Annotated in this window: 9 protein-coding genes; 8 read left to right on the top strand and 1 reads right to left on the bottom strand. The window is 61.4% G+C overall.

Features of this window, described 5'->3' with window-relative positions; genetic code table 11:
- Window positions 1-335 precede the first annotated feature (335 nt).
- The 8 genes from ACM6IP_RS20925 to ACM6IP_RS20960 all read left to right on the top strand — a co-directional run bounded on the left by ACM6IP_RS20925 (window position 336) and on the right by ACM6IP_RS20960 (window position 9,319).
- Entirely contained in the window at window positions 336-1,379 is a 1,044-nt protein-coding gene (locus ACM6IP_RS20925) for a homoserine dehydrogenase (protein WP_159996583.1), read from the top strand.
- A 10-nt stretch (window positions 1,380-1,389) separates the two neighbouring features.
- Complete coding sequence (locus tag ACM6IP_RS20930) at window positions 1,390-2,802, top strand: aldehyde dehydrogenase family protein (RefSeq protein WP_414862205.1); 1,413 nt, start codon at window positions 1,390-1,392, stop codon at window positions 2,800-2,802.
- A gap of 317 nt (window positions 2,803-3,119) precedes the next feature.
- Window positions 3,120-4,322 (top strand): pyridoxal phosphate-dependent aminotransferase, encoded by a 1,203-nt coding sequence (locus tag ACM6IP_RS20935; RefSeq protein WP_414862206.1) that lies wholly within the window; start codon window positions 3,120-3,122, stop codon window positions 4,320-4,322.
- Between the two features lie 55 nt (window positions 4,323-4,377).
- Entirely contained in the window at window positions 4,378-5,277 is a 900-nt protein-coding gene (locus ACM6IP_RS20940; protein WP_095169861.1) for a transporter substrate-binding domain-containing protein, read from the top strand.
- A 122-nt stretch (window positions 5,278-5,399) separates the two neighbouring features.
- Window positions 5,400-6,128 (top strand): amino acid ABC transporter permease, encoded by a 729-nt coding sequence (locus ACM6IP_RS20945; RefSeq protein WP_159996577.1) that lies wholly within the window; start codon window positions 5,400-5,402, stop codon window positions 6,126-6,128.
- A 2-nt stretch (window positions 6,129-6,130) separates the two neighbouring features.
- Window positions 6,131-6,817, top strand: a complete 687-nt coding sequence (locus ACM6IP_RS20950) for an amino acid ABC transporter permease (protein WP_095169863.1) — start codon at window positions 6,131-6,133, stop codon at window positions 6,815-6,817.
- A complete protein-coding gene (locus tag ACM6IP_RS20955) occupies window positions 6,814-7,542 on the top strand; it encodes an amino acid ABC transporter ATP-binding protein (RefSeq protein WP_414862207.1) in 729 nt (242 codons plus the stop codon). Before ACM6IP_RS20950 ends, ACM6IP_RS20955 begins: the two co-directional genes overlap by 4 nt.
- A 325-nt stretch (window positions 7,543-7,867) precedes the next feature.
- Window positions 7,868-9,319, top strand: coding sequence for a hypothetical protein (locus ACM6IP_RS20960; protein WP_414862208.1), 1,452 nt, complete (start codon window positions 7,868-7,870; stop codon window positions 9,317-9,319).
- A gap of 145 nt (window positions 9,320-9,464) precedes the next feature.
- On the opposite strand, the gene ACM6IP_RS20965 is transcribed toward ACM6IP_RS20960, so the two are convergent.
- A partial coding sequence (locus ACM6IP_RS20965; RefSeq protein ID WP_414862209.1) for an aldehyde dehydrogenase family protein occupies window positions 9,465-9,960 on the bottom strand: 496 nt, incomplete at its 5' end.

Raw genomic sequence — 9,960 nt, forward strand, 5'->3', positions numbered from 1 at the left:
AGTCTAATCCCACATCCCGGTCGGCCCACAGGTGCAACGTCGCACCACAGTTGTGTAGATACCTATGCCGCGATGAGGCCGCCCCATCCAACCTCGATACTGCCTGACCCTCCGCCATCGCGAGCAGGCTCGCTCCCACAAAATAAGTGGCTGTGAGCAAAATCTGCGAACACCCAAAACCACACTCTGGGAGCCCCCCGCAACGGCGTGTGAAATTGCGCAAACCCTGGGCAAAACGCTCAGGAAATAGAGCAAATTGGCCTATTTCACTGCCCAGGCCCGCCGCCTAATCTAGTGCCCAACAACCCATCTTCCGGATCAAGGGCAATAACAAAATGACTGAATACAAACTGGCACTGGTCGGCTTCGGTGGTGTCAATCGGGCGTTGGCCCAACTGATTGCCGAGCGTAATGAGGGCTGGAAAACCGAGCTGGGTTTCAGCCTCAAGATTGTCGGGGTGACTGACTTGTTCCTGGGTTCGCTGATTGGCCGCGAAGGCCTGGACGCTGGAGTGCTGGCCCGGTTGCCGGCGGCCAAGGGGGCTTTGGCCCAGTTGCCTGGTGGCACGGTCGAGGCCTTGAATGAGGCGGTGATCAAGGATTCGGGGGCAGACATCATTGCCGAGGCGACCTTCACCAATCCAGTGGATGGCGAGCCTGCTACCTCGTTCTGCCGTTGGGCCCTGGAGGCGGGCAAGCATGTGGTGACCACCAACAAGGGGCCGATTGCCCTGCACGGTGCCGAGCTCAAGGCCCTGGCCCTGCGCAACAAGGTGGCGTTTGAATACGAAGGTTCGGTGATGAGCGGCACACCGGTGATCCGCCTGGCTAAACAGACCCTGGCCGGCAGTGCGATCAACGGCTTCGAGGGCATTCTCAACGGTACTTCCAACTTCGTCCTGACCTGCATGGAAGGCGGCCTGGGGTTTGCCGAGGCGGTGCGCCAGGCGCAGGAACTGGGTTACGCCGAAGCCGACCCGAGCGCGGATGTCGAAGGTTACGACGTGCGCCTCAAGGTGGTGATCCTGGCCAATGAATTGCTGGACGCCAAGCTGCAGGTCAGCGATGTCAGTTGCCAGGGCATCAGCGCCCTGACCCTGGACGACATCGCCAAGGCTCGCCAGGAGGGTGCGCGCTGGAAGCTGATTGGCGCCGCCACGCGTCAGGCCGACGGCTCGGTCAGTGCACGGGTCGAACCGCGCTTGTTGCGCAACGACCACCCATTGGCCGCGATCAGCGGCGCCACTAACGCCGTGTCGTTCACCAGCCCATTGCTCGGCGCAGTGACGGTCTCGGGGCCGGGCGCCGGGCGCATGGAAACTGCGTACGCGTTGTTGTCGGACATCATCAGCCTGCACCAATCCGTGGTCACCCACTAGGAGAAAGCCTGTGAACCTATCGCGTCTGGCCCTGGCGGTTGTTGAACCGCACATCGATGTGTTGAACCCGTTTGACGGCAGCGTCGTCGGCACGGTTGTCAAGGTGGATGCGGCCCAGGTCCCGCAGCTGCTGGAGCAGGGCCGGCATGGCGCGCGCCTCTGCGCCGCGCTGCCGCGCCATCGTCGCGCACGGATTCTCGAGCAGGCCGCGCTGGCCATCGAGCGCGACGCCCAGGGTTTTGCCCGGCTGATTGTCGAGGAAGCCGGCAAGACCCTGGTGCAGGCGCAAAAAGAGGTCAAGCGCTGCGTCAATACCCTCAAGTTGTCGGCCGAGGAGGCCAAGCGCAACGCCGGCGAAGTGGTGCCGTTCGATGCCTATGAAGGCTCCGAGTCACGCCAGGGCTGGTTCACCCGTGAGCCGTTGGGCCTGATCGTCGCGATCACCCCGTACAACGATCCACTGAACCTGGTGGCGCACAAGCTCGGCCCGGCGATTGCCGGGGGCAATGCGGTGATCCTCAAGCCCTCGGAGCTGGCGCCCTTGTCGGCCCTGCGCCTGGTGGATTACCTGGTGCAAGCCGGGCTGCCGGAGGCGGTCGTCACGGTCGCTACCGGTGGGGCAGAGTTGGGTCGGGCGCTGGTGGCTGCCCGCGAGGTGCGGATGATTTCCTTCACCGGCGGCTTCGTCACCGGCGAAAAGATTGCCCGCACCGCCGGCCTGAAGAAGCTGGCCATGGACCTGGGCGGCAATGCGCCGGTGATCGTGATGGGCGACTGCGACTTGCCGGCGGCGATCGACAGTTGTGTGTCTGGGGCGTTCTGGGCGGCCGGGCAGAATTGCATCGGCACCCAGCGCCTGTTGGTCCAGGCGTCGGTCTATGAGGCCTTTCGCGAAGGCTTCGTGCGCCAGGCCGAGGCGCTGGTCGCCGGTGATCCTGCCTTGGCGAGCACTGATATCGGGCCGATGATCACCCCGCAGGCTGCACAGAATGCCGAGCAGGTGGTCAACGAAGCCTTGCGCGAGGGCGCCACGCTGCTCTGCGGTCATCGCCGCCAAGGTTCCTGCTACGCGGCAACGGTGCTGGAGAATGTCGATCACGCCAGCCGATTGTGGTGCGATGAAGTGTTCGCCCCGGTGGTGGTCCTGCAACCCTTCGACAGTTTCGATGAGGCCATCGCGCTGGCCAACGAGCCTGAGTACAGCCTGCACGCAGGGATCTTCACCGGTAACCTGGCCACGGCCATGAGCGCTGCTCGGCGGATTGAGGCGGGAGGGGTGATGATCAACGACTCCTCCGATTACCGCTTCGATGCGATGCCGTTCGGCGGCTCCAAGTACGGCAGCCTGGGACGCGAAGGGGTGCGCTTTGCCTATGAGGAAATGACCCAGCCCAAGGTGGTGTGCCTCAATACGCCGGCCTAGGTGCTGGAAGGCATCAGTTACCGGAAGAGGCCTATAAGTCATCGTACCTCTTTCAGAGCTAAGCAACCCAGGCAGCGATTTTTTTCTGCTTGAACCTAGCGCTGCCATCACCCTCATCTAGACCCATCAGGCCCGTCATCCCACGATAACCACTGGTTATCGTGGGATGACGGGCTTTTTTGCGTGGAAAAAAAACACTGGCACTTGGCGATTGCGAAATCAGAAAAACGCATGTCATACTACGTCGTACAACAACAGCGAGGCGCTTGACGATCCTCCATGATCTTCAGCGGACCTCCATGGAAGGCGGGCATTTCATGAGTTTTGAAAGTCAACGCGTCAAGCAGATCTCTTCTTCTCCGAGCATGATTATCTCCATGCGTGCCAAGGAGCTGGCCAGCCAGGGTCGCGACATTGTCGACATGAGCCTGGGTGAACCGGATTTCGATACCCCGGCCCACATCATCGACGCGGCCTGCCAGGCCATGCGTGACGGCCATACCCGCTACACCGCGCCCCAGGGCACCCTGGCCTTGCGCCAGGCGATCGTCAGCAAGTTCCAGCGCGAGAATGGCCTGGACTACAGCGTCGACGAGATCACCGTGGGCAACGGCGCCAAGCAGGTGATCTTCAACACCTTCATGGCCACCCTGGAAGCCGGGGACGAGGTGATCATCCCCGCGCCGTACTGGGTCTCCTATTCCGATATCGTCACCTTGAATGGCGGCAGCCCGCAGGTGATTGCCTGTGGCATCGAAGTCGGCTTCAAGCTGACCGCCGAGGCGCTGCAGGCCGCGCTGACCGAGAAGAGCCGCTGGCTGGTCCTCAACTCGCCGTCCAATCCCAGCGGCGCTATCTACTCCCTCGCCGAGCTGCAAGCGCTGGGCAAGGTGCTGGAAGACTTTCCCAATGTGCTGGTGATGTCCGACGAAATCTACGAGCACGTGCTGCTCGCCGACCAACCGTTCGTGTCCTTCGCCAATGCCTGCCCGCAGCTGCGTGAGCGCACCCTGCTGATCAATGGTGTGGCCAAGGCCTATGCCATGACCGGCTGGCGTATCGGTTACGCCGCCGGCCCCAAGGCGCTGATCGCCGCGATCAGCAAGATCCAGTCGCAAAGCACCTCAGGCGCCAGCGCGATTTCCCAGGAGGCATCGCGCGCCGCGCTGCAAGGCCCGCAGGATTTCGTCAAGCGCAGCGCCACCGAGTACGCCGCGCGCGGTCGTCTGTTGGTGGACGGTCTGCGCCAGTGCGCCGGCTTGCGCCTGAGCGCACCGGCAGGGGCCTTTTATGCCTTCCCCGAGTGCAGCCAGCTGCTCGGTCGGGTCAGCCCGGACGGGCAGGTGATCAGCGATGACGTCGAGTTGTCGGCCTATCTGCTCAACCATGCCGGTGTCGCCGTCGTGCCGGGGTTGGCGTTCGGGTTGCCGGGGTACTTCCGGCTGTCGTTCGCCACCTCCCGGGAAAACCTACAAAAAGCTGTCGTTCGTATCCGCGAAGCGCTGGATGCCTTGCGCTGAAGTTCTTCGCCCTTTCGCTGTGCCAAAGCTGCCATAACAATAGTCGGAGATCCCCATGCTCGATAAAAAGAAACAGCTGCTTGCCCTAGTCGTCGCTGCTTGTCTGGGCACCAGCGTTGCACAGGCTGACGACCTCACAGGAACCCTGAAGAAAATCAAGGAATCGGGCACCGTCACCCTCGGCTACCGCGACGCCTCGTTGCCGTTTTCCTACCTCAACGATGCCCAGCAACCGATCGGCTACAGCATCGAGCTGTGCCAGAAAATCGTCGACCAGATCAAGGTCAAGGTGGGCGAGCCGGGCCTCAAGACCGAGTACGTCTCGGTTGTCGCGGCGACCCGTACGCCACTGTTGATCAATGGCACCATCGACCTGGAATGTGGGGTGACCACCAACACCGTCGAGCGCCAGAAACAGATCGGCTTCCTGCTCACCAGCTATGTGGCCAGCGCCAAGTACGCGGTGAAGAAGACCGCCGGCATCAACAGCGTCGCCGACCTCAAGGGCAAGGCGGTGGTGGTGATTACCGGGGGCAGCGGCGAGTGGATCACCAAGAACCTGGACCGGGAAAAACAGCTGGGCCTGAAAATCCTCAATGCCAAGGACGGTGGCGAAGCCTTCCTGATGCTGGAAACCGGGCGCGCCGTGGCCTACATCAACGACGACGTGCAGTTGATGGCAACCATCGCCCAAAGCCGCAGCCCGGATGCCTACACCTTGCTGCCCGAGCCGATGTCCGCCGAACCCTATGCCATCGGCATCCGCAAGAACGACCCGCAGTTCAAGTCCTTTGCCGATGACGTGTTGCGCAACCTCTACAGTACTGGCGTGATCGATACCCAGTACCCGAAATGGTTCGAGCAGCCGATCCCGCCGAAGAATGCCGTGATCAACCTGCCGATGAGCGAAGCGCTGAAACAAGCCATCGCGCACCCGAACGACACCGGCGTCTGATGCCGGTTTGCCAATGAGCTGAGGCGCTTTTCAAGGCGCGGGCGCTGGCTTGCCAGTTCCTGCGCAGGGGAGAGCGTGTCCAGCGTGCAAGCGTTGTGCTTTTTCTTAAAGGTTGGTGGTTGATGGATTACAACTGGAACTGGAGCGTGTTCTGGGATTTCGCTCCCGGAGAAACTTCGTCGTATCTGCACTGGCTGGTCACCGGCACCAGCTGGACCCTGGCGACCACCCTGGTCGCGTTCATCCTCGCGTTGTTGATCGGTGGCCTGGTCGGCACCCTGCGCACCAGTACGCTGCGGCCACTGGTATGGCTGTGCAACCTGTACACCGAGGTGTTTCGCAACATCCCGCTGCTGGTGCAAATGTTCATCTGCTTCTTCGTGGTGCCCGAGTTACTGCCGGTGTCGATGGGTGATTACCTCAAGCAGGATTTGCCCTATCCCTCGTTCTTCAGTGCCGTGGTGGCGCTGACCCTGTTCACCTCGGCCAAATTGTCGGAGCTGTTCAAGGCCGGTATCGAGTCGGTCGCCGGCGGGCAGCGGGGCGCGGCCCTGGCGCTGGGCCTGCGCCCGACCCAGATGTACCTGCAGGTGTTGTTGCCCCAGGCGATCCGCGTGGTATTCCCGCCGCTGACCTCCGAGGCCCTGAACACCCTGAAGAACTCATCGGTGGCCCTGACCATCGGCTTGATGGAGTTGACCGCGCAGGCGCGCAACGTCAGCGAGTACTCGTTCAACACCTTTGAGGCGTTCACCGCCGCAACCGTGATCTACGTGGTGATTTCGCTGCTGGTGACCTTTGTCATGGGTCACATCGAACGTTCCCTGGCCATTCGCGGCGCGACGAGGTAGTCATGTTTGATCTAGACCCAAGCGTCATTGTCCGGGCCATGCCGGCCCTGTGGAATGGCCTGAAATTCACCCTGCTGTTGACCCTGGTGGCAATGTCGGTCGGCATCGTCGCCGGTACCTTCCTGGCCCTCATGCGTCTGTCGCACAACCGCGTGCTGCGCGGCTTTGCCCTGGGCTATGTGACGGTGATGCGCAGCATCCCGTTGGTGCTGGTGATCTTCTGGTTCTACTTCCTGATGCCCTTGCTCCTGCAGATGGCCTTCGGCACCGAACGCCCGGTGCAGATCGGCCCGGTGGTCACCGCCTTCGTGACCTTCTGCATGTTCGAGGCGGCCTACTACAGCGAGATCATTCGTGGCGGTATCCAGAGCATCACTGGCGGCCAGCGACAGGCCGCGGCCGCCCTCGGCCTGCGTCCGGCGCAATCGATGATCTACGTGATCCTGCCCCAGGCGTTGCGCCGCATGACCCCCTTGCTGCTGACCCAGACCATCATCCTGTTCCAGGACACCTCACTGGTGTACGTGCTGTCCATCGCCGACTTTACCGGCGCGGCCAGCAAGTTCGCCCAGCGTGACGGGCGCCTGGTGGAGCTGTACCTGTTCGTGGCCCTGGTCTACCTGGTGATCTGCTACTTGCTCTCCAGCCTGACCAAGCGCTTGAAAAGAAATGTAGGGAGAACCGCATGATCCAGATGAAAAACCTGAGCAAATGGTACGGCAACTTCCAGGTCCTGAAGAACTGCACCACCGAGCTCTCGCGTGGTGAAGTGATGGTGGTGTGCGGGCCATCCGGTTCCGGCAAGAGCACCCTGATCAAATGCGTCAACGGCTTGGAGCCGGTGCAGGAAGGCGAGATCTTTATCGAGAACCAGCCTGTCACGGGCAAGGGTGTCGATCTGCCGAAACTGCGTGCGCGGGTTGGCATGGTGTTCCAGCATTTCGAACTGTTCCCGCACCTGAGCATCATCGATAACCTCAACCTGGCGCAGATCAAGGTGCTGGGTCGCGACCGCGACACGGCGACCAAAAAGGGCATGGCCCTGCTGGACCGCGTCGGGCTCAAGAGCCATGCGCACAAGTACCCGATCCAGTTGTCCGGCGGCCAGCAACAGCGGGTTGCCATTGCCCGGGCCCTGGCCATGGACCCGATCGCCATGCTGTTCGATGAGCCAACCTCGGCGCTCGACCCGGAGATGGTCAACGAAGTGCTGGACGTCATGGTCCAGTTGGCCCGCGAGGGCATGACCATGATGTGCGTGACCCATGAAATGGGTTTCGCGCGTAAAGTGGCTGACCGCATCGTGTTCATGGATGGCGGCGAGATCATCGAGGACGTGAAGTCCGAGGAGTTCTTCGGCGCCCCACGCTCGGACCGGGCCCGCAGTTTCCTCTCGAAAATCCTCCAGCACTAAGGCGTTGCACGCCGGCCGGGAGCCATTCCCGGCCTGGCCCCAATACCGATCACTCAAGCGATTTTCGCAGCTCTTTACAGAGGGTGATCGCCTAACTGATCAGCATTAGTCGTTGTCCCTCGGTTTTTTTGCTGTCTCTCTCCCGCGCTTTGCTAGCTGCCGCACACTTTTCCTACTGATCGCTCACTGGCGCTCGGGGTTTTGTGCCAGATTTCCCCACAGGGTTCCACCGTTGTGCCAGGAGCCCGGTCCGCTCGTGTCCAGAGGCATATGGGCTTGGCGCCAGCGATGATTCTGCGGTTCAAACTGTTAAGGAGAACGACCCATGAAACAGATCTCAAGCGACCCGGTGACCACTCTGCTCAACACCACGGTGGTGGGCCAGCCGTGGCAGAAGAGCTACCAGCTCGGGTTGGGTATCGATGCCATCACCGGTCAATTGCGTGCCTCGGCGGTCAAGCCGTTCACGGTGACCCCGGCGGGGCAGAAGTCGAAGGAATTCAGCTATTCGCTGGTGCAGACAGAGAGCGACTTGCAGAGCATGATTTCCGGCTCGGTGAAGGCCGCCTACAACCTTGAGGGGGTGAATGTCTCGGCCAATACCTCGTTCCTCAACGAGATGGCGGTTTCCGAGCTGAGTGTGACGCTGGTGGCCCAGGTGTCGATCGAGGAGAGCCAGTACGCGCTGGCGCAGAAGAACGAACTGAACGTGACTCCGGACGAGGATTTTCGCCACAAGTACGGCGACTATTTTGTCGCAGGCTATAGGGCCGGTTCATCCCTGTATGCGATCTACCAGTGCCGTTTCTCCAGCGCTGAGCAACGCAGCAAGTTCACCGCAGCAATGGCCGCCGACGTACCTCAGGTGTTCACCATCGAGGGCAGCGCAAGCTTCGAGAGAATCTCCAAGGAACATAACGCCAGCGTCTCCGTGCGGATCAAGGTCACCGGGGTCAACTGCGCGATCCCCATGCCACCGAAAACGGGCTGGACCGCCGAGACCATCGTCACCGAGTTGCTGCCGTGGTTCAACCAGTCGCTGCAACCCACCCAATTGGATACCTACCTGCAGCACTATCGAGTGATCGACCCGTCGATTTCCGGCGAAGTGCCGGTCAGCCCGGTGGTGTTTTCCGAGTTGAGTTTTCTCTACAACCGTTTCTGGCTGGCGCGCGCCTTGTTCAGCAACTGCCCGGACTTTGGACGGCGGTTGGTCGAGGAGCCGTACCACCGGCTGGAATCAAAAATCCAGGCGCAGCAAGCCTCCTTGCCCAAAGACTCGAAAATGATCGAGATGTTGACCGAGGAAACCAATCGCCTGCTCAACGGCCTGCGCGAGATCAACAACCGCCAGGCGTTCTACACCCAGGTGGTCGCGGCGGGAAAAAACGAGCCCAAGAAGGACCAGAACTTCGACGCGAAAAAGGACACGGCGCGCTGGAGCTTTGGGTTTCAGAAAGGCGATCTGCCGGGGATCAATATCCAGAGAGTCTCGGACCATGTAGAGGCGAAATGGCGGATTGGCTGGAACAAGCACGTGTTCTCCTTTCGTGACTCGACCAAGGTGATTGTCGGCTGGGACATTATCTGCAACTGGGACGATGGCACGGGCGGCGACTGGCACAAAGTCAGCGAGCAGATAATGGGTCGCTCCTGCGGCGATGTGTTGGTCAAGAGTAACTACGACCGTGGCTATAGTTGGAACATCGTCTGGTACCTGGTGGAGGCCAATCTCTATCCGGTGGCCCCATGGGGGGCCACCGCAGTGCGTGCCTAGAGCTTTACCGCGAGCGTGCCGCGCCACAGCGGCGGCCCCGCTGCACCACTAAAAAACCGGGAGCTCCAGGCAAGCGGGCGCTCGCTCCTACAAAAAAGCTCAACTGATCGGCATCAGCCTAGTGCTCCCGGTTTTTTTGCTGCCCTCAGCGGCGATCCAGCCAAACGGTCTGGACGTTGCAGAATTCGCGGACGCCGAAGTGCGACAGTTCGCGGCCAAAACCACTTTTCTTCACGCCGCCGAAGCTCACGCGAGGGTCGGAGGCGCTGTAGCCGTTGATGAACACGCCACCGGTTTGCAGTTCGTCCGCCAGTTGCCGGGCCAGTTCCAGGTTGCGGCTGAAGACAGTCGCCGTCAGCCCGAACTCGCTGTCGTTGGCCAGCGCCAGTGCATGGGCGGCATCGCGGGCGGTGATGATCGACGCCACCGGGCCAAACAGTTCCTGGCGGAAGGCGGTCATCTGGTCGGTGACGTCGGCCAGAATCGTCGGCGGATAGTAGTTGCCCGGGCCTTCGGCCTTGGCGCCACCCAGCAGCAAGGTCGCGCCTTGCTCCAGGGTCTCGCGTACCTGCTCGTGCAGCTCGTCGCGCAGGTCAACACGTGCCATCGGGCCGATGTAGGTTGCGTCGGCCAAGGGGTCG

Source organism: Pseudomonas sp. IT-P176, from assembly GCF_949767245.1.
Classification (GTDB): domain Bacteria; phylum Pseudomonadota; class Gammaproteobacteria; order Pseudomonadales; family Pseudomonadaceae; genus Aquipseudomonas.